Raw genomic sequence first — 23,170 nt, 5'->3', positions numbered from 1 at the left:
GAATAGAATTGATTAGAGGAATATTAATTGGTGTTCTAGCAGTCGGTGTCGCTGGAACCGCTTATTGGGGCTACCAAGAACATCAAGAAAAAAATGCAATCCTATTAAACGCAGAAAACAATTATCAACGTGCATTCCATAATCTTTCCTACCGGATGGATATACTCCACGATAAGATTGGGACAACACTAGCGATGAACTCTAAGGACACTTTGTCTCCTTCATTAATTGAAGTGTGGAGGCTTACATCGCAAGCGCACGGGGATGTGGGTCAACTTCCATTAACATTATTACCGTTTAACAAGACAGAAGAATTCCTGGCTAACATCGGAAACTTTAGTTATCGAACCGCTGTTAGGGATTTAGGAAAAGAGCCTTTAACAGATAAGGAATATGACACATTAAAGGTGCTTTATAAGCAATCCGGAGACATTCAAAATGAACTGAGAAGTGTCCAGCATATGGTATTAAAAAATAACCTTCGATGGATGGATGTTGAGTTAGCGTTGGCATCGGGAAAAGAAACGACTGATAACACCATTATTGATGGTTTTAAAACGGTTGAAAAAACTGTTTCCGGCTATGAGGAAACTGATTTCGGGCCGACAATTACGAATATGCAAAAAAAGGATGAAAACTTTAAAAAAATAAAAGGAAAAACTATTTCTAGCCGAGAAGCAATCCAAATTGCAAAAAAATATATGAAGTTTGATGGTAATTCACAGATAAAGGTTACTGAAAATGGCAAAGGCTCTGATTATGGCTTTTACAGTGTGTCAATTAAAAATAAACAAACCGGGCAAGAAGCAAGCATGGACATTACGAAAAAGGCCGGTCATCCTATTTGGTTTATTAATAACAGGGAAATAGCGAAACAAACGCTCAGTCTAAATCAGGCTGACAACAAGGCTGCCGCATTTTTAAAGGAAACTGGATTTAAAGATTTAGAAGTGTTTGAAAGCACACAATATGATAATATCGGCATGTTTAATTTTGTTACAAACATTAACGGAATTAGAATATATCCACAATCAGTAAAAGTAAAAGTGGCCTTAGATAATGGCGATATTATTGGTGTTTCAGCAGAGGATTACTTAAAATCTCTAAATACTAGAACAATTGAGAAACCTGCAATGACAATGGAACAGGCGAGATCTAAGGTAAATCCGAAATTAAAAGTTATGGAAGACCGTCAAGCCATTATTTTGAACGATTTAAATGAAGAAGTATTATGTTATGAGTTCCTTGGAACCATTAATGATGATACCTATCGAATATTCATAAACGCAAAAAATGGGTATGAAGAGAAAGTCGAAAAGCTAAAAAATGCAGAGGCTGTATACGAGGATGTTCTATAAGGAATAGGAGTATAAAAAAAACAATCACTCCAATACTAGTTCTATATGAGCTATTGGAGTGATTGGCATGAAAAGAGTAGAAGGGTTTCTCATTAAAGTGATCATTATACAATTTGTATTTCTATTTTTATCTCAGCTTATTTTTCATCAAATAGATGTTTTCCCGCAAATTAAACAATTGACCAAATATGAAGGGGTAAATGAAAATACTCTCACTGAAATTCTCCAAACCTTTCAAGAAAGAGACAAATAATTCAAAAAATAAAGCAGGAGCTCCTGCTTTATTTTTATTGATTTAAAATGCTAAAAAAAAGGGGGATTTTGATAACTTGTGGTAAAATATATAGAAGACAACATATGAGACAACCATGTTTGCATTAGGAGGATTTATGGAAAAGAAATTATCAATTGCAATTGACGGCCCTGCTGCAGCCGGAAAGAGTACCGTAGCAAAAATTGTAGCAGAAAAACTTTCATATGTGTATATCGATACTGGTGCGATGTATCGGGCATTGACATATAAAGCAATCATGAACCATCTTAATCTGGAAGATGAAGCATCATTAGTAGATACCCTTTCAACGACTGATATTAAGCTGCTTCCTTCAGAAATAGGTCAATTAGTCTATCTAGACAAAAAAGATGTAACACAAGAGATTCGTTCCTCAGTGGTTACTAATAATGTTTCGATTGTTTCCATTCATAAAAAGGTCCGTGAAGAAATGGTAAGAAGACAACAAAGTTTTGCCACAGAAGGCGGTGTTGTCATGGATGGACGAGATATCGGTACGCATGTTTTGCCTAATGCAGAAGTAAAGGTTTTTTTGCTTGCAAGTGTAGTGGAAAGAGCAGAAAGGCGCCATCAAGAAAATCTGCAAAAAGGATTTGCTTCTGATTTAGAAAAATTAAAAGAAGAAATTGCACGTAGAGATAAAATCGACTCTGAAAGAGAAGTGGCTCCATTAAAAAAAGCCGAAGATGCAACTGAAATTGACACAACCTCATTAGCCATTCCTGAAGTTGTAGAAAAAATTATGGCTCTGGTGCACGAAAGGATTGGGTAATCGTGACGTTTTATGATTTTGCAAAATCAGTCGTTTTTACCATTTTTAAACCATGGTATAGGGTAGAGGCTATTGGAGTAGAAAATATTCCAAAAGAAGGCGGAGTCCTTCTATGTTCCAATCACATTCATAACTTAGATCCAATAATTGTTGGCATCATGGCACCCCGACCGGTTCATTATATGGCGAAGGAGGAAATATTTCGCGTCCCTGTACTTGGCGGCATCGTTAGGAAATGTAATGCCTTCCCGGTAAAAAGGGGATTTAGTGACCGTGAGGCGCTTAGAACTGGTTTAAAGATTCTAAAAGATGGGCATGTATTTGGTCTCTTCCCGGAGGGAACAAGAAGTAAGACTGGAGAGCTGGGCAAAGGTCTTTCCGGAGCTGGATTCTTTGCCTTAAGGTCAGATGCGCAGGTTGTTCCATGCGCAGTTATTGGCCCGTATAAAAGTTTGAAGAAATTAAAAATGGTTTACGGGAAACCAATTGATATGGATGAAATGCGAAAGACAAAAGCGTCAGCGGAGCAGGTTACTGAATTAATTATGTCAGAAATTCATAAACTTATAAAAGAGCATCAATAGCTTCTGCTTGACAAAATAGACTATTTGTAAGAAGTTAGTTAAAAGAGATTTTTTTTGAATATTCTTTTATATGTGGTGACTGCTCGGCGGCTTTCACCAAATCATATATAGATTTTTGGAGTAAATGGATTAAGGAGGAATACATATGTCGGAAGAATTAAATCAAGTAGAAGTGAAAAGTTTTGAGGTTGGGGATAAAGTAACCGGACAAGTTACGAAGGTTGAAGAAAAACAGGTGCTTGTGGCTGTACAAGGAAGTAAACTAGATGGGATTATTCCAATTAGTGAACTTTCAAGTCTGCATATTGAAAAAGCATCTGATGCGGCGTCAGAAGGTGATGAGTTAGAGCTTGAAGTGTTAAAAGTAGAGGAAGAAGCGTTAATCCTCTCGAAAAGGAAAGTTGATGCAGAAAAGGCTTGGGATAGCTTAGAACAACAATTTCAAAATGGTGAGGTTTTTGAGACAGAAGTAAAGGACGTTGTGAAGGGCGGCCTTGTTGTCGATCTTGGAGTCCGTGGGTTTGTCCCTGCATCGCTGGTTGAAGCACATTTTGTCGAGGATTTCAGTGATTACAAAGGACGTACGCTTACCTTTAAAATTGTTGAACTGGATAAAGAAAAGAACCGCTTAATCCTTTCACATCGAGCAGTTGTCGAGGAAGAAAAAGGTAAACAAAAACAAAATCTTCTTGGCGCGCTTAAGGTAGGTGAAGTCATTGACGGGACAGTTCAACGGATTACTGATTTTGGAGCATTCGTAGATATTGGTGGAATCGATGGACTTGTTCATATTTCACAATTATCCTATGAGCATGTTGATAAGCCTGCAGATGTTGTACAGGAAGGTCAACAGGTCAAAGTAAAGGTATTAAGTGTGGACCGCGATAACGAAAGGATTTCTTTATCGATAAAAGAAACACTTCCAGGACCATGGTCCAATATTTCAGAAAAAGCACCTAAAGGCAGTGTTTTAGATGGAATCGTTAAAAGAATAGTTTCTTATGGCGCTTTTGTAGAAGTTTTCCCAGGTGTAGAAGGTCTTGTTCATATTTCTCAAATTGCTCATAAGCACATTGGAACACCGCATGAAGTGTTAAAAGAAGGACAAGAAGTAAAAGTTAAAGTGCTTGAGGCGAATGAGCAGGATCAACGCCTATCATTAAGCATTAAAGAATTGCTTGAAAAAGAGGTTGAGGAAAACCTCGATTATGAGCTTCCAGAAGAGTCAAAAGGCTTCCAGCTTGGAGAAGTTATTGGAGATAAATTAAAGAATCTAAGAAAATAATGGTGATTTAAGTGTCAAGATCTGAACGAAAATGGGATCATATTCGCTTTGCCCTTAATAAAAGGCAAAAACGTTCAACAGTTTTTGATGATATCAAGTTTATTCACCAAAGCTTGCCGAATATCAGTGTCGCTGATATTCGCTTAGACCACTCAATTGGCGGACTTTCTTTAAGTTCGCCAATTTTTATCAATGCGATGACTGGCGGCGGCGGGGAAAAAACGTATCAGATTAACAAAGAGCTGGCTAAGGCAGCGAAAATGACTGGAATAGCTATGGCGGTAGGGTCACAAATGTCTGCAATTAAGGAAAAGGGTGAAAGGTATACATACGAAATAGTTCGAAAAGAAAATCCAAGTGGGATCATTATTGCGAATTTAGGCAGTGAAGCAACAATTGAGAATGCCAAATTGGCAATTGATATGATTGAGGCCAATGCCTTGCAAATCCATTTAAATGTGATCCAAGAACTGACGATGCCTGAGGGGGATCGTGATTTCTCGGGAGCCTTAAAGAGAATTGAGGACATTGTTAATGCTGTACATATTCCCGTTATTGTCAAAGAAGTAGGGTTCGGAATGACAAAGGAAACAGTAAAATCACTTTCCCAAGTTGGCGTTGCTGCGGTTGATATCGGAGGATCCGGAGGAACAAATTTTGCAGAAATAGAAAATAAGCGTAGAGAAAAAACGTTCTCGTTTTTTAATGAATGGGGTATTCCTACGCCAATTTCTATCATTGAGGCTGCGGTGATGTCTGAGGAAATCTCGATCATTGGCTCGGGAGGATTTTTAACTGCGCATGAAATTGCAAAAGGCATAGCATTGGGGGCAAATGCCATTGGCATGGCGGGATATTTGCTGCGGATTCTTGTAGAAAAAGGAATAGAAGGATTGCAGAATGAAATAGAAACTTTTCACCACGAATTAATGATGATAATGACCGCTTTAGGAGCAAAAACTATTTCAGATTTAAAAAAGGCACCGTTGGTGATCTCCGGAGAAACTTATCATTGGTTAAGTCAAAGGGGTATTGATACAAAACATTTTAGCCGTCGTTCTATTCATTAAAAGCTCTCGTTCCTGCTACGAGAGCTTTTTTAGATTAATTTTTTTATTTTTTCCCGTCGTTTAAACCTCTTGCTTCTTCTGGACTTGACAGCTTTGTTGCGCCTGGATAGTGTAATGCTTGATCTCGGTCTGACTCTACTCTTCTACTTGCTTTTAACTTTTTTTCTTGGCGGTCTCTTCCCATTCACCAACACCTCCTATTAATAAGATGAATCACTCCCGAAAAATTATACAAATAAGTATGAAACTACATAAGGATTACCAATAATGATAATAATAGGAGGTGAGGAACATAGAAGGTGTAATGTTTTATTGGATTTGCTGGTCTATTTGGGTGTATCTGACATTTTTAGTAAATAAAAAAAATCCATACAGGTTGAATTTATCAGCGACCATTCTTGTGGTGATTTTTTTATCTAATTATCAGTTCTCCATTGGAATCTTTACAATCCAGGCTAGTGGTTTATTTTTATTGATTATTTCATATTTATTCTTTAGCCAAGAAAAGCGCGGGGCTATCATCTATTATTTTATTTGTTCATTTATTGTATCAATTGCATATGTGACATTCCATTTATTTGAGATTTTTGACCCTATTTGGATTATCTTTAAAAAGGAATGGATGATGGGAATTGTTTTTGGTTATCTAGCGATTCTTTTGCAAAAGACATTAAAAGGACGATTGCAAATTATTATTTGCGGAACCATACAGGGTGAATTTCTTTATGCTTATATCTTAAATAAATTTCCTTTCCCCTATACAATTGGATCATTTGGATACTTAGATGTTTGTTCCTTAATTGCTGCATTGCTGGCCGGATGGAGTTTATTGGAAAATGCCGGAACAATCGTACAAAACCATTATCATTACTTTGAAAAGGGAAAACAAAAAACATCATAAGCTTTCCATTGCGGGAAAGGATTAACATTGATAAAATAATAAAGTTAGGCCCTTCTAGATGACAGAAGGGTTTCTTTACTTAATAAGAACCTTATGAATTATTGCTAACATAATAATAAGTTATTTCAATATAAGAAAGGATGGCGATCGAAATGGTAAAACCAGTTATTGCCATTGTAGGACGTCCCAACGTTGGAAAGTCAACAATTTTTAATAGAATTGTCGGGGAACGAATTTCCATTGTCGAGGATATTCCGGGAGTAACAAGAGATCGTATATATAGTTCAGGAGAGTGGTTGACACATGATTTTAATGTCATTGACACTGGTGGAATTGATATTGGCGATGAACCGTTTTTAGAGCAAATTCGTCAACAAGCAGAAGTGGCGATTGATGAAGCAGATGTGATAATCTTCCTTACAAATGGGCGAGAAGGGGTAACAGCTGCTGATGAAGAAGTAGCAAAAATTTTATACAAGTCGAAAAAACCGATTGTTTTAGGAGTAAATAAAATTGATAATCCTGAAATGCGGGAGCAAATTTATGACTTTTATTCTTTAGGATTTGGTGAACCGATCCCTGTTTCTGGTTCTCACGGACTGGGTCTGGGTGATTTATTGGACGAGGCAGCAAAACACTTTCCAAAAAATAAGCCAATCGAATATGATGAAGATGTGGTCAAGTTTTCCTTAATTGGCAGACCGAATGTCGGAAAGTCTTCGCTTGTGAATGCAATTTTAGGTGAAGACCGTGTGATCGTCAGCAATATTGCCGGTACCACTCGTGATGCGATTGATTCACCATATACGTATAATGGGCAAAAATATGTCATCATTGATACTGCGGGAATAAGAAAAAAAGGGAAAGTGTATGAGAGTACTGAAAAATATAGTGTTCTCCGTGCACTTAGAGCCATTGAGCGTTCGGATGTGGTCCTTGTGGTTATTAACGCAGAAGAAGGAATCATCGAACAGGATAAGAAGATAGCCGGATACGCTCATGAGGCTGGACGAGCCGTTGTTATTGTGGTCAATAAATGGGACGCAATTGAAAAAGATGAGAAGACAATGAAAGAGCTGGAACAAAAGATTCGGGAACATTTCTTATTTCTTAGCTATGCTCCAATTGTGTTTTTATCTGCCAAAACGAAAAAGCGGATTCATACTCTTATACCCATGATTAATACGGCAAGTGAAAACCATTCCATGCGGGTAGAAACAAGTGTGTTAAATGATGTCATAATGGACGCTGTGGCGATGAATCCGACACCAACAGACAAGGGGAAACGCTTGAAAATTTATTATGCTACACAAGTTGCAGTCAAACCTCCTGCATTTGTTGTCTTTGTTAATGAACCTGAATTAATGCATTTCTCCTATGAGCGGTTTCTTGAAAATCGAATTAGAGACGCTTTTGGATTCGAGGGAACCCCTATCAAAATTTATGCCAGAGAAAGAAAATAAAGATAAGGCGGGTGTACTTTCATGCAGGATAAAAAAACAACCATTGCCGTTGTTGGCGCCGGGAGCTGGGGAACCGCACTGGCGATTGTGCTTGCAGATAATAATCATGAGGTTCGTCTTTGGAGCCATAATGAAAACCAAGTAAAGGAAATCAATGAATTTCACACGAATAAAAAATATTTACCTGAAATTAATCTGCCAGAATTAATTACTGGCTTTGCTTCATTACGTGATGCTTTAGCTGGAGTAGAGACGGTTATATTGGCTGTCCCAACGAAGGCAATTCGTGAAGTGCTTGGGAAAATACGTGAGGTACAAGCAGGTCCATTGACGATTGCTCATGTTAGTAAAGGAATTGAGCCTGATACCCTTTTACGAATAACCGAAATGATTAAAGAAGAAATGCCAAAAGGGCTCTTAAAGGACGTAGTGGTTCTTTCGGGCCCAAGTCATGCTGAAGAAGTAAGCTTAAGACATCCAACAACGGTTACGGTTACTTCGGAAAATATGGAAGCGGCTGAAAAAATTCAAGATTTATTCATCAACCACAATTTTCGTGTTTATACGAATTCTGATGTCATTGGAGTTGAAATTGGCGGTGCATTAAAGAATATTATCGCATTGGCTGCAGGGATCACAGATGGGCTGGGATATGGTGATAATGCTAAGGCTGCTTTAATGACCCGCGGATTGGCGGAAATAGCACGCCTGGGTACCAAAATGGGTGCTAATCCGTTAACATTTTCCGGATTAACAGGAATAGGCGATTTAATTGTTACCTGTACCAGCGTCCATTCAAGGAACTGGAGAGCCGGTAATTTGCTTGGTAAGGGGAAAACTCTAGATGAGGTGCTGGATAATATGGGAATGGTTGTGGAAGGCGTCAGGACGACCAAAGCAGCCTATCAGCTAGCTAAAAAGTACGATGTCAAGATGCCAATTACCTTTGCCCTTTATGACGTCTTATTTAATGGGAAAAATGCCAAGGATGCGGTTGATGTGTTAATGGCGCGCGGGAAAACCCATGAAATGGAAGATTTAGTGAATGTACTGGATGAAAAAAACAGTGAAGACTAAAAAATGTGCGTTTACCTTCATAAAATAGGCGTTCACATGATACGTTTTTACCTTTAATTGCATACAATGCAACGAAGCAACCTGGTAGTATGACGCTGGAGAATGGGTTATTTAGTCCATTTGACTGAAGTAGAGAATTCGCCCCTCTTTACTTCAGTTTTTTTTATTTCTTTTACAAGATGAACCTATGGTATAATTGCAGTCGAAAAAGGGGGAATGATGTTTGTCACCAGGTATGTTAAAAATGTGGATTTCAATTGCAGGAATGGCGCTAATGTTTCTTGCAATCATAACCATTTATGTAAGCAGATATAAGTTAAAAGGGGTCCTCCGAGTTATAACAGCAATTGTCGCTTATTTGTTTTTGATCGTTGCAGGATTGACTCTCTTGATTGTATTCCTGGGATAACGGGAATCATTACATAGATAAAAGGTGATTTTATGAAAAGAAAAAGGATTGTCTATTTTTTTGTCTTAACTGTTATGCTGTTATCGGGATGTATGTACCCAAAGGAAGAATTAGCACAGAATCAAGTCCCTTATAAAGATCAAATCCAAGCAGTTCAAACGGCCGTAGATGACTTTAAAAAGGACAATGGGGGTATCCTGCCAATCAAAACAAAGGAAGCAGATACACCAATTTATCAAAAATATCCAATTGAATTTAAAAAAATTGCCCCTCGGTATATCGCTGAACCACCGGGGAATGCCTATGAAAGCGGGGGGATTTTTCAATATGTGCTGGTAGATGTGGAAACCAATCCAACTGTTAAATTATTAGATTTAAGGATGACAGAAACAATCCGTGACATAAATCTAAGAATAAAATCAAACGGTTATCCACCTTTTAAGGCACAGATTGCTAAAAATGTATTTTCACTCGATTTTAAACAATTGGGGTTCAAAGAACCTCCTTATGTTATTAGTCCATATACAAACCAAAACCTTTCCCTCGTTATAACAGGTGATGCTGTAGTATACGTGGATTATCGACCTGACCTATATAATAAGCTCAAGAAATCGAAAGAAGATCTGAAACCGGGAGAGGATATCCGCTCTATTTTGGTAAATGATTCCATGTTTGTTCCTGCCTATTCCTTGCCATACACGATCGATTCCAAGCGTAAGGAACCTGTATTTTTGGAAGAATAGTCATAACCCCTTCTCTAAGAAATATATTGTAGGAGAAGGGTTTTTTTTATGCTGAAAAACAACAACGTGATATGGATATTTATTTAGTTTCCATTTCCGAAATCATAGTTAGAAACCCTCCATAAATTTAAACGCTCAGCGAAATACAGATATCAGTACATCGAAGGAATTTTTAATAAGGGGGTAAAAATTTTAGAAAAGTGTCATAAGAAGATAGGACAACGTCATAAACATATACTGTCCAAAAACACCTAAAATGGATGATATTATCCCACTTTAGTCTATGATCAGGAGGGGATCACTTGGAAAAGGTCGATATTTTTAAGGATATTGCCGAAAGAACAGGCGGTGATATTTATTTAGGAGTAGTAGGTGCAGTACGTACAGGAAAGTCAACATTTATTAAAAAATTTATGGAGCTTGTTGTTTTACCGAATATAAACAGTGAAGCAGAGAGATCCCGGGCACAAGATGAGCTGCCGCAAAGTGCTGCGGGTAAAACAATCATGACAACTGAACCTAAATTTGTGCCAAATCAGGCAGCGACTGTTCATGTCGACGAGGGTCTTAACGTTAATATCAGGCTTGTTGACTGTGTAGGTTATACCGTACCAGGAGCGAAAGGCTATGAGGATGAAAATGGGCCGAGAATGATTAATACGCCTTGGTATGAAGAACCAATCCCGTTTCATGAAGCAGCGGAAATTGGCACAAGAAAAGTAATTCAAGAACATTCCACAATTGGAGTAGTTGTCACTACGGATGGAACCATTGGGGAAATTCCTCGCAGTAACTATATTGAGGCGGAAGAAAGAGTAATCAATGAGCTCAAAGAAGTTGGTAAACCATTTATTATGGTGGTTAACAGTGCACAGCCGTACCACCCTAGCACGGAAACACTTAGAACAAGTTTAGCAGAAAAATATGACATTCCAGTTATCGCTATGAGTGTGGAAAGTATGCGTGACAGCGATGTCCTCAATGTTCTTCGTGAGGCACTTTATGAGTTCCCGGTCCTTGAAGTAAATGTGAATCTTCCTAGCTGGGTAATGGTGCTTAGAGAAAACCATTGGCTCCGTGAAAGCTACCAAGATGCTGTGAAGGAAACCGTAAAAGATATCAAGAGATTACGAGATGTGGACCATGTTGTCCAGCAGTTTAGTGATTTTGAATTCATTGAGAGAGCCGGCTTAGCTGGAATTGAGATGGGTACCGGTGTAGCTGAAATTGATTTAATGGCTCCGGATGAATTATATGATGATATTTTAAAAGAAATTGTCGGGGTTGAAATCAGAGGAAAAGATCATCTTCTTGAATTGATGCAGGACTTTGCCCATGCGAAAGCAGAATATGATCATATTGCCGACGCCTTAAAAATGGTCAAACAAACGGGTTATGGGATTGCCTCGCCGACACTCGCTGATATGAGTCTTGAAGAACCGGAAATCATCCGCCAGGGTGCAAGATTTGGAGTCAGACTGCGAGCGGTGGCTCCATCCATTCATATGATAAAGGTCGATGTTGAATCGGAATTTGCCCCAATTATCGGCACGGAAAAACAAAGTGAGGAGCTTGTCCGCTATTTAATGCAGGATTTCGAGGATGATCCACTATCGATTTGGAATTCTGATATATTTGGCAGGTCATTAAGTTCCATTGTCCGTGAAGGGATTCAAGCCAAGCTTTCCTTGATGCCGGAGAATGCAAGATATAAATTAAAAGAAACGTTAGAGAGAATCATAAACGAAGGCTCTGGCGGTTTGATTGCCATCATCCTCTAAATTTCGGACTCCCAATCGGAGTCTTTTTTTTATTCTTTTGACAATTTACACATATAAGGCCCAAAAGAGTAGTATTTTGTAGAACAAAAGAAAAGATTACCATAATTTCATGAAATCTTCTTGATATGCTGAATTGATTATGATAATCTTTTAACAGAATTACGTTATAGTGCTTAAAACCTTTATTTAATAGGGTTTTATTAAACAAATAGATTTAGGACACCAAATTCGGGAATATGTATGAATTTGGTAATAAAACCTTACTATGACGTATAGAAATTAGAAAAATTGTTTAGAAATGTAGATAAGTAATCTTATTTACAAATTCTCAGATCTTTCTTTGGGAGGAGGTGAATGGCATGAACAAGACAGAACTTATTAACGCAGTTGCTGAAGCTAGCGAGCTTTCCAAAAAAGACGCTACAAAAGCAGTTGATGCTGTTTTTGATGCGATTTTAGATGCTTTAAAAAATGGTGATAAAGTACAATTAATCGGTTTTGGAAACTTTGAAGTACGCGAGCGTGCAGCACGTAAAGGTCGTAACCCTCAAACAGGTGACGAAATTGAAATTGCTGCTAGCAAGGTTCCAGCTTTCAAACCAGGTAAGGCGCTTAAAGACGCAGTTAAATAATTACATAAATTATTGCTTTAAGCCATTGCTAAAGCAAAAAGGTCATGGGAAAAATCCATGGCCTTTTTTCTTATATTTTTGCTTACTTTTAAAAGATTATGCTAATATGTATCTGTCGTCTAAACTTGTAGGTACACTCAAGGAGGTAAAAAATATGTCTGAAGTGAATCGTGCCCAAATTGAAGAGGCGGTACGTTTAATATTAGAAGCAATCGGAGAAGACCCAAATCGGGAAGGCCTGCTTGACACACCAAAAAGAGTTGCGAAAATGTATGAGGAAGTGTTCAGCGGATTAAGTGAAGATCCAAAGCAGCATTTTGAAACAATTTTTAGTGAGGACCATGAAGAGTTAGTGTTAGTGAAAGATATCCCGTTTTATTCGATGTGTGAACATCATCTTGTCCCGTTCTTTGGAAAAGCGCATGTCGCTTATATTCCGCAGAATGGCCGTGTTACAGGATTAAGTAAATTAGCAAGGGCTGTTGAGGCAGTGGCAAAAAGACCACAGCTTCAGGAACGCATTACCTCGACCATTGCGGACAGCATGATGGAGCATCTTGAGCCCCATGGAGTAATGATTGTCGTAGAGGCGGAGCATATGTGCATGACAATGCGCGGTGTTAAAAAGCCGGGCTCAAAGACGGTGACAACCGCCGTTCGAGGCGTTTTTGCAAATGATGCTATTGCCCGTTCAGAGGTGCTTTCCTTAATAAAATAGAAATGATGATTATTTCGAATAATTTGGAGTGAGTAGAGTGGAAAAGCGCAATCAGCAAAATAGTGATTATGTGGTTATTAAGGCTATAGAAGATGGTGTAAGTGTAATAGGCTTAACAAGAGGCACAGATACAAGATTTCATCATTCGGAAAAGCTGGATAAAGGTGAGGTACTAATTGCTCAATTTACTGAACATACGTCAGCAATAAAAATAAGGGGTAATGCTAAGATTCTCACTCAGTATGGTGAAGTAGAAAGCGAAATAAAGAAATAAGGTGGGTGAAGTTTGTCTTCATTAGCCGTAAATAGAAGCTGATAAGAGATGTTTATTTTGTGAATTCCTGCCCATATGATGCCTTTTATGATATAATGGTGTCTGCCTTGTGTAAAATAATAAGAATGATGATTTCTTTGTTTTATGGGCATGAATCTTTCTTTCAATAAAAAAATAAAGATACATAAAGATATTACTTCGGGGAAGCAAGGGTGATCAGAGTGCAGGATATTCAACAAAAATTTATCATTATTAAGGAGCAAATCGAAAAAAGGGTATCTGACTCATACTTGCTTGAGTATATTGATACCCCCATTGTTGACGATGATAAACTTCTAATCCTCATCTCAGTAATGGATCGACTCGAATTGTCGTTTAGTGATATCCAAAACTATGCATTATCAACCATGTTAATTCAAATTGCCCTTGATACCCATGAACATATTTCAAATGCATCAATCGATGAAAAAAACCGTCAATTAACCGTCCTTGCCGGAGATTATTTTAGCGGTTTATATTACCATCTTCTTGCCGAATCAGAAGATATTATGATGATCAAAACACTCTCAAAAGGAGTAAAAGAAGTCAACGAAAATAAGATCCTTGTTTACCAATGTAACTTTGATAGGATTGAAAAATTGATTATCAGTATTGCACGGATAGAGAGTTCTTTACTAACTAAGCTCTCAGCTTATTTTAATATGGATTTATGGAATGAATTCCTTGCACATTTATTTATATTTAAACGGTTATTAAAAGAAAAGAAGCAATACTTTCATTCAGAAGGCTCTATTTTATTTGAGGCATTGAAGAAAATAATTTTCCCCGATATTGATTCAACAGCCCTCGAAATTACAGGTGAACAACGGAATTATTTATTGCAAATTTGCGACCACTATTTAGAGCAATCAAAACAAGTGATTGAAAAAGGATTGAAACAACTTCCTTACTTAAATGATTTACTTGAAAAAAGGATCAGATTGATGTTGAATCAGTACCAGCCATACGCAAAAACTTTTGTGGAAGAAGGGTGAACCATGCAGCAATCAAAAGAACAGCGCGTTCACAATGTGTTCGAAAAGATATCTGATAACTATGATAAAATGAACTCGGTTATTAGCTTTCAACAGCACATCAAGTGGCGGAAAGACACAATGAAAAAAATGAATGTTCAGCCTGGTTCAAAGGCTCTTGATGTATGCTGTGGAACGGCCGATTGGACAATTGCCTTAGCTGATGCCGTGGGCCCTGCAGGGGAAGTCACTGGCTTGGATTTCAGTCAAAACATGTTGAATGTGGGGATTGAAAAGGTTAAAAACTTAGGGCTTGAACAGGTTCATTTGATCCACGGCAACGCAATGGAACTCCCCTTTCCTGATAATAGCTTTGATTATGTAACGATTGGCTTTGGCTTAAGGAATGTCCCTGATTATATGCAGGTATTGAAGGAAATGAATCGGGTAGTAAAACCTGGAGGGATTGCTGTCTGTTTAGAGACATCACAGCCAACTTTAATCGGCTATAAGCAGCTTTATTATTTTTACTTCCGTTTCATCATGCCGCTATTTGGTAAATTGTTTGCCAAAAGCTATAGAGAATATTCGTGGCTTCACGAATCAGCACGTGATTTTCCGGGAATGAGAGAGCTTGCTAAAATGTTTGAAAAAGCTGGATTTAAAGATGTAAAATATAAAGCGTATAGCGGTGGTGCCGCTGCTGTTCATATTGGCAAAAAAAATTAACATTGAATTGAAGACAGGATGAAAAGCTGGGTGAATACAAATGAAATTAAAAATGATGTATTCATTTTTGAATTCGGATATTAACATAATCGAAAAAGAGTTAGAAGAGACGATTCAACCAGATTCTCTTCTTTTAAAACAAGCATCGATGCATACATTACAAGCCGGCGGAAAAAGAATTCGTCCTGTTTTTGTTTTGCTTGCAGGGAAATTTGGTCATTATGACATCCACGTGATGAAAAATGTTGCTGTTGCCCTTGAACTTATTCATATGGCATCACTTGTCCATGATGATGTAATAGATGATGCTGATCTCCGCAGAGGTCAGCCAACCGTTAAATCAAAATGGGATAACAAAATCGCGATGTACACCGGTGACTTTGTTTTTGCCTTGGCATTAGAATTAATGACAAATATCGAAAAACCTGCAGCCCATAAAATTTTAGCAAATACAATTGTTGAAGTAACCGTCGGGGAAATTCAACAGATAAAAGATAAATACCGTTTTAATCAAAATCTTCGGGACTATCTTCGAAGAATCAAAAGAAAAACAGCCTTATTAATTGCTGTCAGCTGCCAATTGGGTGCAATTGCGGCAGGGGTTGAAGAAGTCTTCCACAAGAAACTTTTCCGATTTGGGTACTATGTAGGGATGTCCTATCAAATTATTGATGACATATTAGATTTTACTGCAACCGAGAAGCAGTTAGGAAAGCCTGCGGGGAGTGACCTTTTACAAGGGAACATTACGGCGCCTGCTCTTTTTGCAATGGAAAATGACGATATTCGAAGAGAGATTGAAAAAGTTCATGAAAATATGGCACCTGAGAAGATATTATTTATTATTTCCCTTATCAAGCAATCGGGTGCAATCGAAAAATCGTTTGCTTTAAGTGATCATTATTTAGATAAAGCTTTAGCCCAAATAGAAGGATTACCAGATAACAAGGCCAAAAAAACACTTAGAGACATTGCTAAATATATTGGCAGACGAAAATTTTAGTGACCCTCTGGTTATGAATTCATGTGCTGAAGAAAGAGCCAAGCTATTAGATGTTGCGAAATAGTCAAAAAAGTGATACTATTTTCCATGGATTGTTCTCAAAGAAACAATCAATATACATAATATTTAGGAGTGGAATTCATGGAAAAAACTTTTTTAATGGTAAAGCCTGATGGCGTACAGCGTAATTTAATTGGTGAAATCGTTTCACGATTTGAAAGAAAGGGCTTCCAACTGGTTGGAGCTAAATTAATGAGCATTCCAACTGAACTTGCAGAAGAGCATTATGGTGAGCACAAGGAACGTCCGTTCTTTGGTGAATTAGTAGACTTCATCACATCCGGCCCGGTTTTTGCCATGGTTTGGCAAGGGGAGAATGTGATCGCTACTGCGCGCCAAATGATGGGCGCTACAAATCCAAAGGATGCTTCACCTGGAACGATTCGTGGTGATTTTGGTTTAACTGTTGGTAAAAATGTCATTCACGGCTCCGATTCACCAGCAAGTGCAGAACGGGAAATCGGCCTGTTTTTTAAAGATACTGGCGTTGTAGAGTATTCGAAATTAGTAAATGAATGGATTTATTAATCTAACATTGACAAGGCACTTGTATAGAACTTATACAAGTGCCTTGTTTTGTAATCGGATACAAAAATTTTCTGTTATTTTCTGAATTATTATACTATGTTTATTTACCACGATATGATATATTGATACATAATTCTTTAATGAGTTGAAGGGGGAAAGAGAATGGGGATTAGATATCTAACTGCTGGTGAATCCCATGGGCCGCAGTTAACAACTATTTTAGAGGGTTTGCCTGCGGGAATGCCGCTAGAGGCTGAAAATATAAATGAAGAGCTGGCAAGACGTCAAAAAGGTCATGGCCGAGGGCGCCGCATGCAAATAGAAAAAGATACGGCAGAAATAGTATCGGGTGTCCGCCATGGAAAAACGCTAGGGTCGCCAATTGCCCTGGTAGTGAAAAACAATGACTGGAAGCATTGGACAAAGATTATGGGTATTGAAGCAATAGAGGATGCGGAAGAGGAAGAAATAAAGCGTAAGGTAACAAGGGCAAGACCTGGCCATGCCGACTTAAATGGAGCGATGAAATATGGCCACAGGGATATGAGAAATGTCCTTGAACGATCATCAGCCCGTGAAACAACCGTTAGAGTGGCAGCCGGTGCTGTTGCCAAGAAACTTTTATCCTTGGTCGGTGTTGAACTTGTTTCACATGTTATCGAAATCGGGGGAATTAAAGCCACCGTTGATCCTTCTCTTTCAGTTACGGAACTTAAGGAACGGACTGAAAATTCACCTGTAAGAGTGGCCGATCCAAATGTCGAGCAGGAAATGATGAATGCGATTGACGAAGCCAAGAAAAATGGTGATTCAATTGGCGGGGTAGTTGAGGTTGTTGCTACTGGAATGCCAGCTGGGGTGGGAAGCTATGTCCACTATGATCGTAAATTAGACGGAAAATTAGCTGCAGCTATAATGAGTATAAACGCTTTTAAAGGTGTAGAGATTGGAATTGGATTTGAAGCAGCCAGAAAGCCCGGAAGTGAAGTCCACGATGAGATAGCCTGGGATAAAGAAGTAGGATATTACCGCAAGACAAACCGGCTTGGCGGGTTTGAAGGCGGTATGACTACTGGGATGCCTATTGTGGTCAGAGGAGTAATGAAGCCCATACCTACACTGTATAAACCATTAATGAGTGTTGATATTGAAACGAAAGAGCCGTTTGCAGCGAGTGTTGAACGCTCTGATAGCTGTGCCGTACCTGCGGCTGCCGTTGTTGCGGAACATGTCGTAGCCTGGGAGCTTGCGAATGCGCTAGTTGAACAATTTTACAGTGACCGCTTTGAAACCTTTGCCGATGAAATAAACAGGCAGCGTGAATATGCGAGGGAGTTTTAATGGAAACGATTCAAATTCAAACAGCATCAAAAACATATTCGGTCTTTGTTGGGGAAGGGGTAAGAAAAGAGCTTAGCACATTTCTAAGCAGTCATTTTCCTAACCTTACAAGAATACTGATTATTACAGATGAAACGGTTGCAAAACTTCATCTTGAGAAATTTTTGCTTGAATTAAAGCATTGGAATCCTGTTATTTTTACAGCTCCAAGCGGTGAAAAGGCAAAAACCTTTGAAGTGTATTATGATGCTTTATCAACGGCACTTGAGAACCGTTTGGATCGGCAATCTGTTATTCTTTCATTTGGCGGCGGGGCAGTTGGAGACTTGTCTGGCTTCGTTGCCGCTTCCTTTATGCGGGGAATTCCTTTTATTCAAGTTCCAACTACCATATTGGCTCATGATAGTGCGGTTGGAGGCAAGGTAGCCATCAATCACCCACTTGGAAAGAATATGATTGGTGCTTTTTATCAGCCGGAGGCCGTATTTTATGATCTTGAACTGTTAAAAACATTGCCAATCCAAGAAATCCGCTCGGGGTTTGCTGAGGTTATTAAACATGCACTTATTGCCGATCCCCACTTCTATCAATGGTTAAAAATAAATGTTGTTGACTTGAATTCTTTAACTTTAGCTCAATTAACGGATTCGTTAGTGAAAGGGATCAAGATTAAAAACCAATTTGTTTCACAGGATGAAAGAGAAACAGGTGTCCGCGCTTATTTAAATTTGGGTCACACGCTTGGACATGCAATTGAATCGGAAATGGGCTATGGAAACTTCACACATGGTGAAGCAGTAATGATAGGGATGTTATTTGCATTGAAGTTAAGCAGAGAATTACTTGGGTTATCCTTTCAAATTCATGAATTTACCGATTGGGTTAAGACGTTAGGATATGAAATAACCATCCCTGAACAACTATCCTTAGATAGTCTGATCAGCAAAATGAGGCAGGATAAGAAGTCAATTGGTGAGTCCATTCGATTTGTATTGCTAAACGAAGTCGGACAGCCATGTCTCCAGGAAGTATCTGAAGCAATATTATTAAAAGAGCTAAAAAGTTTTTAATTCAAGGGGGATATTTACATGATCAGAGGGATGAGAGGAGCAACGACGGTCAGCACAAATACCGAGGAAGACATTATTTCTGCTACAGAGGAACTTTTGGCAAAATTAATAGAGGTTAATCAAATTCAACCTGATTCCGTCGCCTCAGTATTCATTTCAACTACAGAAGATATTAATGCAGTATTTCCGGCAAAGGCATTACGGAAATTTGCGGGATGGACTTACGTTCCGGTCATGTGTATGCGAGAGCTTCCTGTTCCTAATTCTCTAGATATGTGTGTCAGAATTATGATGCATGTAAATACAAGTTTGCCACAGGAACAAATTGGTCATGTATATTTAAGGAATGCAAAGGTGTTAAGACCCGATCTTGGAAATAGTGTAGTGTAAAACAGTTTAATGAAAATGATGACAATCAGAACGAATGGAGTGAGGAAAATGAGATGGAAAGAGAATGTTTTAGCGCTTACTCCTTATCAACCAGGGAAATCAATTGAGGCGGTCAAAAAACAATTTCAATTAGAACGGATTGTCAAACTGGCTTCCAATGAAAATCCATTCGGTTGCTCGGAACAGGCACTTTCAGCTCTTCAATCGTATCAATCTAGTTTAGCTATTTATCCTGATGGCTATGCTACTCATTTAAGAGAGACGCTTGCAGCATTTTTGCAGGTTGATGAAACGGAGATAATATTAGGAAATGGTTCAGACAACCTAATTCAAATTATTTCACGAGCGCTTCTGCACCGAAATGCCAGTACCATTATGGCAACACCTACATTTTCTCAATACAAGCATAATGCTCTGATTGAGGGAGCTGTCATTAAGGAAATCCCATTAGTTAACGGTGACCATAATTTAGATGCCATGCTTGAGGCAATTGACGAGACCACAAATGTGATCTGGGTCTGCAGCCCCAATAATCCTACGGGTACATATATACCGGAAAATACATTAATCCCATTTCTAGAAAAAGTACCGCCGCATATCCTTGTCGTGCTTGATGAGGCTTATTATGAATATGTAGTTGCAGAAGACTACTATGATGCAGTCGGTTTAACTCGCAAGTATGAAAACCTGATTGTACTTAGAACTTTTTCAAAAATATATGGACTTGCTGCCCTAAGGGTGGGGTATGGGGTGGCGAACCGCTCTATCATCAAGGCACTTGAACCAGTACGAGAACCGTTTAATGTGAACTCTTTAGGTCAATTGGCAGCAAGTGCCGCTATCAAAGATCAGGCGTTTGTCGAAGATTGTAAAGTAAAAAACAGACATGGTTTGACACAGTTTTTTGAATTCTGCGAACAACATCAGCTTCAATATTATCCTACTCAGACCAACTTTATATTAATAGATTTTAACGTTGATGCAGATGAAATTTTTCAATATTTGCAAACAAAAGGTTATATCGTCCGCTCCGGAAAAGCTCTTGGCTTTCCGACTGCTGTAAGAATTACGGTGGGATCTTCTGAAGAAAATGAAGGTGTTCTTAAGGCATTAAGTGAATTTCTGGAAGCGAACTGACGAGAGCGGTTCTCTTTAAACTAGGGGGAAAAAACATTGAAAGGCCGGGTTTTTGTTATTGGCTTAGGGTTAATTGGCGGTTCCTTAGCATTATGTATCAAGAAGGAACATCCTGAAGCTGTGATTGCAGGATTTGATATCAATAGTGAGCAGGCAAGGCTGGCAAAAATGCTGGGTGTCATTGATGAAATAGTAGAAAATATTAATGATGGCGCCATGGATACTGATTTAATAATTATTGCTGCACCTGTAAATGAAACCAAAGAGATTATACAGCTATTATCCAAACTGCCACTTCACCCCGAAGTGATTGTGACAGATACAGGCAGTACGAAAAGAAGAATTGTGGAAAGTGCAGCAAGCTTAAGGCTAAAGGGAATTACGTTTATTGGAGGCCATCCAATGGCCGGCTCTCATAAAAGCGGTGTTTCTGCTGCAAAAGAAATCTTATTTGAAAACGCATTTTATCTATTAACTCCGGACGACGATGTAGAAGCGGCAGCTGTTGCACGTTTAAAAGATTGGTTATTGGGGACAAATGCTAAATTCTTAACGATGACACCGGAAAATCACGACTATCTTACAGGGATAGTAAGTCATTTTCCGCATATTATTGCAGCCTCAATTGTTCGGCAAACCGAAAAACTTGCGGAAGCGGAAAGCCTTATTCCCCGGCTGGCAGCAGGAGGATTTAGAGATATCACGCGTATTGCTTCAAGTAGTCCGGAAATGTGGAAAGATATCCTACTACACAACCGAGAAACTTTAATTGACCTTCTCAATCAGTGGCAGGACGAAATGAATGGAGTAAAACTGCTGCTAGAAAAGGAAAACAGTGATGAAATTTTCGCTTATTTCAAACGAGCAAAGCAATTCCGCGATGATTTACCACAGAAGGAAAAAGGTGCAATCCCCGCATTTTATGATTTGTATGTTGATGTACCCGATTACCCTGGTGTAATTTCAGAAATAACGGGTAATTTAGCGAAGGAGAAAATCAGTATCACAAATATACGCATCCTCGAAACACGTGAAGATATTAATGGCGTTTTAGTCATTAGCTTTCAAACAGAAGAGGATCGGCAAAAAGCAGAAAAATGTATTGGCAATTATTCCCGCTTTGCCACTTCCATTGGTTTCTAAAATGATTGTAAGTAGGTGTTTCTTAAATGGCTTTAAAAAAACTAATGACTAATATCAATCGGTTAAATGGTGAAGTAACCATTCCGGGAGATAAATCAATCTCACATCGATCGGTTATGTTTGGATCTATCGCGTATGGTGAAACGAAAATTACTAATTTTTTGCCAGGCGATGATTGTTTAAGCACGATATCCTGCTTTCGAAAGCTCGGGGTATCAATTGAGGAATCAGAGAACGAGATTCGAATTACGGGAAATGGGTTTGAAGGTTTAACAGAACCTGATGCAATATTGGATGTAGGCAATTCCGGGACTACTATTCGTTTATTAATGGGGATATTGGCAGGAAGGCCATTTTTCTCCACGGTGGCAGGTGATGAATCAATTGGTAAAAGGCCAATGACAAGGGTAACGGGTCCTTTAACAAAAATGGGAGCAAGTCTTGATGGGCGAAAAAACAGTGCCTTTACTCCTATTTCGATTCGTGGCGGACAGTTAAATCCGATCCATTACGAGCTCCCTGTAGCAAGCGCACAGGTAAAATCAGCTCTAATTTTAGCAGCCCTGCAGACAGATGGGGAAAGTACCATTATCGAACCTGCTGAAACCCGGGATCATACAGAGAGAATGATTCGAAAGTTTGGCGGAGAAATCGACAAAGATCATAAAGTGATAACCGTCAAAGGTGGACAAAAATTGACAGCGGCGACAATTCATGTTCCAGGGGATATTTCATCAGCGGCTTTTTTCCTAGTGGCTGGAGCCATTATTCCCGATAGTGAAATTGTTTTAAAAAATGTCGGCCTCAATCCTACTAGAACGGGAATCATTGAGGTAATGAAAAAAATGGGAGCAAACCTCGAGATTGTTCAAAAGGATGATCAATCTTTTGAGCCGGTTGGGGATCTTATCATTAAAACCTCTAAATTAACAGGTACGGTTGTTGAAGGAGATTTAATCCCAAAACTTATTGATGAAATTCCGATTATTGCCCTTCTGGCAACCCAGGCAGAAGGAAAGACGGTTATTAAAGATGCAGAAGAATTAAAGGTAAAAGAAACCAATCGAATTGATACTGTTGTAGATGAATTAAGAAAGTTAGGAGCTTCGATTGAAGCAACCGATGATGGAATGGTCATTTACGGAAAATCGAATTTACACGGTGGAAGTGTTTCTAGCCACGGTGATCACCGCATTGGTATGATGCTCGCAATTGCTGCGCTTCTTTCTAAGCAAGATGTAGAACTTGAACAATCAGAAGCAATATCTGTTTCATATCCGAACTTCTTTGCCCACTTAAATATGCTAATCCACTAAAAGCTGCAATATTTTGCAGCTTTTTCTCTTTTTTATTGTTGGACTTGCATAGTTTTTGTTTTTTCGCATAGCTTGTCTTAA

At 38.7% G+C, this 23,170-nt stretch carries 26 protein-coding genes; 25 read left to right on the top strand and 1 reads right to left on the bottom strand.

Features of this window, described 5'->3' with window-relative positions:
• The first annotated feature begins 8 nt into the window (after positions 1 to 8).
• The 6 genes from ypeB (at position 9) to fni (ending at position 5,361) form a co-directional block, all read left to right on the top strand.
• Positions 9 to 1,358 carry a germination protein YpeB gene (gene ypeB / locus FAY30_RS16080; RefSeq protein WP_149870816.1) on the top strand — a complete coding sequence of 450 codons (1,350 nt, stop codon included), beginning with the start codon at positions 9 to 11 and terminating at the stop codon, positions 1,356 to 1,358.
• A gap of 67 nt (positions 1,359 to 1,425) precedes the next feature.
• Entirely contained in the window at positions 1,426 to 1,611 is a 186-nt protein-coding gene (locus FAY30_RS16075) for a YpfB family protein (RefSeq protein ID WP_149870815.1), read from the top strand.
• Positions 1,612 to 1,747: 136 nt separating this feature from the next.
• Positions 1,748 to 2,422: a (d)CMP kinase gene (gene cmk / locus FAY30_RS16070; protein WP_149870814.1), complete on the top strand. Its 675-nt coding sequence runs from the start codon at positions 1,748 to 1,750 to the stop codon at positions 2,420 to 2,422.
• Positions 2,423 to 2,424: 2 nt separating this feature from the next.
• On the top strand, positions 2,425 to 3,006 hold the full coding sequence (locus FAY30_RS16065) for a lysophospholipid acyltransferase family protein (RefSeq protein WP_149870813.1): 582 nt from the start codon (positions 2,425 to 2,427) through the stop codon (positions 3,004 to 3,006).
• A 145-nt stretch (positions 3,007 to 3,151) separates the two neighbouring features.
• On the top strand, positions 3,152 to 4,291 hold the full coding sequence (gene rpsA, locus FAY30_RS16060; protein ID WP_149870812.1) for a 30S ribosomal protein S1: 1,140 nt from the start codon (positions 3,152 to 3,154) through the stop codon (positions 4,289 to 4,291).
• Between the two features lie 11 nt (positions 4,292 to 4,302).
• Complete coding sequence (gene fni, locus FAY30_RS16055; protein ID WP_149870811.1) at positions 4,303 to 5,361, top strand: type 2 isopentenyl-diphosphate Delta-isomerase; 1,059 nt, start codon at positions 4,303 to 4,305, stop codon at positions 5,359 to 5,361.
• Positions 5,362 to 5,404: 43 nt separating this feature from the next.
• Here the strand turns inward: fni and FAY30_RS16050 are convergent, their stop codons facing one another.
• On the bottom strand, positions 5,405 to 5,545 hold the full coding sequence (locus FAY30_RS16050) for a YpzI family protein (RefSeq protein WP_149870810.1): 141 nt from the start codon (positions 5,543 to 5,545) through the stop codon (positions 5,405 to 5,407).
• 120 nt (positions 5,546 to 5,665) lie between these two features.
• On the opposite strand from FAY30_RS16050, the gene FAY30_RS16045 reads away from it, so the two are divergent.
• The 19 genes from FAY30_RS16045 to aroA all read left to right on the top strand — a co-directional run bounded on the left by FAY30_RS16045 (position 5,666) and on the right by aroA (position 23,089).
• Positions 5,666 to 6,262, top strand: coding sequence for a YphA family membrane protein (locus tag FAY30_RS16045; protein WP_149870809.1), 597 nt, complete (start codon positions 5,666 to 5,668; stop codon positions 6,260 to 6,262).
• A gap of 152 nt (positions 6,263 to 6,414) precedes the next feature.
• On the top strand, positions 6,415 to 7,725 hold the full coding sequence (gene der / locus FAY30_RS16040) for a ribosome biogenesis GTPase Der (protein WP_149870808.1): 1,311 nt from the start codon (positions 6,415 to 6,417) through the stop codon (positions 7,723 to 7,725).
• Between the two features lie 21 nt (positions 7,726 to 7,746).
• Complete coding sequence (locus tag FAY30_RS16035) at positions 7,747 to 8,802, top strand: NAD(P)H-dependent glycerol-3-phosphate dehydrogenase (RefSeq protein WP_149870807.1); 1,056 nt, start codon at positions 7,747 to 7,749, stop codon at positions 8,800 to 8,802.
• A gap of 223 nt (positions 8,803 to 9,025) precedes the next feature.
• Entirely contained in the window at positions 9,026 to 9,211 is a 186-nt protein-coding gene (locus tag FAY30_RS16030) for a DUF2768 domain-containing protein (RefSeq protein ID WP_149870806.1), read from the top strand.
• A gap of 32 nt (positions 9,212 to 9,243) precedes the next feature.
• A complete protein-coding gene (locus tag FAY30_RS16025) occupies positions 9,244 to 9,954 on the top strand; it encodes a hypothetical protein (RefSeq protein ID WP_149870805.1) in 711 nt (236 codons plus the stop codon).
• A gap of 302 nt (positions 9,955 to 10,256) precedes the next feature.
• Positions 10,257 to 11,735: a stage IV sporulation protein A gene (gene spoIVA, locus FAY30_RS16020; RefSeq protein ID WP_149870804.1), complete on the top strand. Its 1,479-nt coding sequence runs from the start codon at positions 10,257 to 10,259 to the stop codon at positions 11,733 to 11,735.
• Between the two features lie 359 nt (positions 11,736 to 12,094).
• Positions 12,095 to 12,367 (top strand): HU family DNA-binding protein, encoded by a 273-nt coding sequence (locus tag FAY30_RS16015; protein WP_007084878.1) that lies wholly within the window; start codon positions 12,095 to 12,097, stop codon positions 12,365 to 12,367.
• A gap of 154 nt (positions 12,368 to 12,521) precedes the next feature.
• Entirely contained in the window at positions 12,522 to 13,085 is a 564-nt protein-coding gene (gene folE, locus FAY30_RS16010; RefSeq protein ID WP_149870803.1) for a GTP cyclohydrolase I FolE, read from the top strand.
• Positions 13,086 to 13,122: 37 nt separating this feature from the next.
• Positions 13,123 to 13,359: a trp RNA-binding attenuation protein MtrB gene (gene mtrB, locus FAY30_RS16005; protein WP_149870802.1), complete on the top strand. Its 237-nt coding sequence runs from the start codon at positions 13,123 to 13,125 to the stop codon at positions 13,357 to 13,359.
• Positions 13,360 to 13,571: 212 nt separating this feature from the next.
• Positions 13,572 to 14,393, top strand: a complete 822-nt coding sequence (locus FAY30_RS16000; protein WP_223820793.1) for a heptaprenyl diphosphate synthase component 1 — start codon at positions 13,572 to 13,574, stop codon at positions 14,391 to 14,393.
• A gap of 3 nt (positions 14,394 to 14,396) precedes the next feature.
• A complete protein-coding gene (locus FAY30_RS15995; protein ID WP_149870801.1) occupies positions 14,397 to 15,101 on the top strand; it encodes a demethylmenaquinone methyltransferase in 705 nt (234 codons plus the stop codon).
• 40 nt (positions 15,102 to 15,141) lie between these two features.
• A complete protein-coding gene (hepT, locus tag FAY30_RS15990) occupies positions 15,142 to 16,104 on the top strand; it encodes a heptaprenyl diphosphate synthase component II (protein ID WP_149870800.1) in 963 nt (320 codons plus the stop codon).
• A gap of 141 nt (positions 16,105 to 16,245) precedes the next feature.
• On the top strand, positions 16,246 to 16,692 hold the full coding sequence (ndk, locus tag FAY30_RS15985) for a nucleoside-diphosphate kinase (protein ID WP_149870799.1): 447 nt from the start codon (positions 16,246 to 16,248) through the stop codon (positions 16,690 to 16,692).
• A gap of 168 nt (positions 16,693 to 16,860) precedes the next feature.
• Positions 16,861 to 18,033 carry a chorismate synthase gene (aroC, locus tag FAY30_RS15980; RefSeq protein WP_149872745.1) on the top strand — a complete coding sequence of 391 codons (1,173 nt, stop codon included), beginning with the start codon at positions 16,861 to 16,863 and terminating at the stop codon, positions 18,031 to 18,033.
• A complete protein-coding gene (gene aroB, locus FAY30_RS15975; RefSeq protein ID WP_149870798.1) occupies positions 18,033 to 19,103 on the top strand; it encodes a 3-dehydroquinate synthase in 1,071 nt (356 codons plus the stop codon). The genes aroC and aroB overlap by 1 nt, the downstream gene beginning before the upstream one ends.
• Before the next feature lie 18 nt (positions 19,104 to 19,121).
• A complete protein-coding gene (gene aroH, locus FAY30_RS15970; RefSeq protein WP_149870797.1) occupies positions 19,122 to 19,493 on the top strand; it encodes a chorismate mutase in 372 nt (123 codons plus the stop codon).
• A 48-nt stretch (positions 19,494 to 19,541) separates the two neighbouring features.
• Positions 19,542 to 20,630, top strand: coding sequence for a histidinol-phosphate transaminase (hisC, locus tag FAY30_RS15965; protein WP_149870796.1), 1,089 nt, complete (start codon positions 19,542 to 19,544; stop codon positions 20,628 to 20,630).
• Positions 20,631 to 20,666: 36 nt separating this feature from the next.
• The gene (locus FAY30_RS15960; RefSeq protein WP_149870795.1) at positions 20,667 to 21,773 is read left to right on the top strand and encodes a prephenate dehydrogenase; all 1,107 of its coding nucleotides are present in this window, start codon (positions 20,667 to 20,669) and stop codon (positions 21,771 to 21,773) included.
• Positions 21,774 to 21,799: 26 nt separating this feature from the next.
• Positions 21,800 to 23,089 carry a 3-phosphoshikimate 1-carboxyvinyltransferase gene (gene aroA / locus FAY30_RS15955; RefSeq protein WP_149870794.1) on the top strand — a complete coding sequence of 430 codons (1,290 nt, stop codon included), beginning with the start codon at positions 21,800 to 21,802 and terminating at the stop codon, positions 23,087 to 23,089.
• Positions 23,090 to 23,170 lie beyond the last annotated feature (81 nt).

This window comes from Bacillus sp. S3, from assembly GCF_005154805.1.
Classification (GTDB): Bacteria; Bacillota; Bacilli; order Bacillales; family Cytobacillaceae; genus Neobacillus.
Note: the sequence above shows the minus strand (reverse complement) of the source record. Positions and strands in the feature narration are given on the sequence as shown.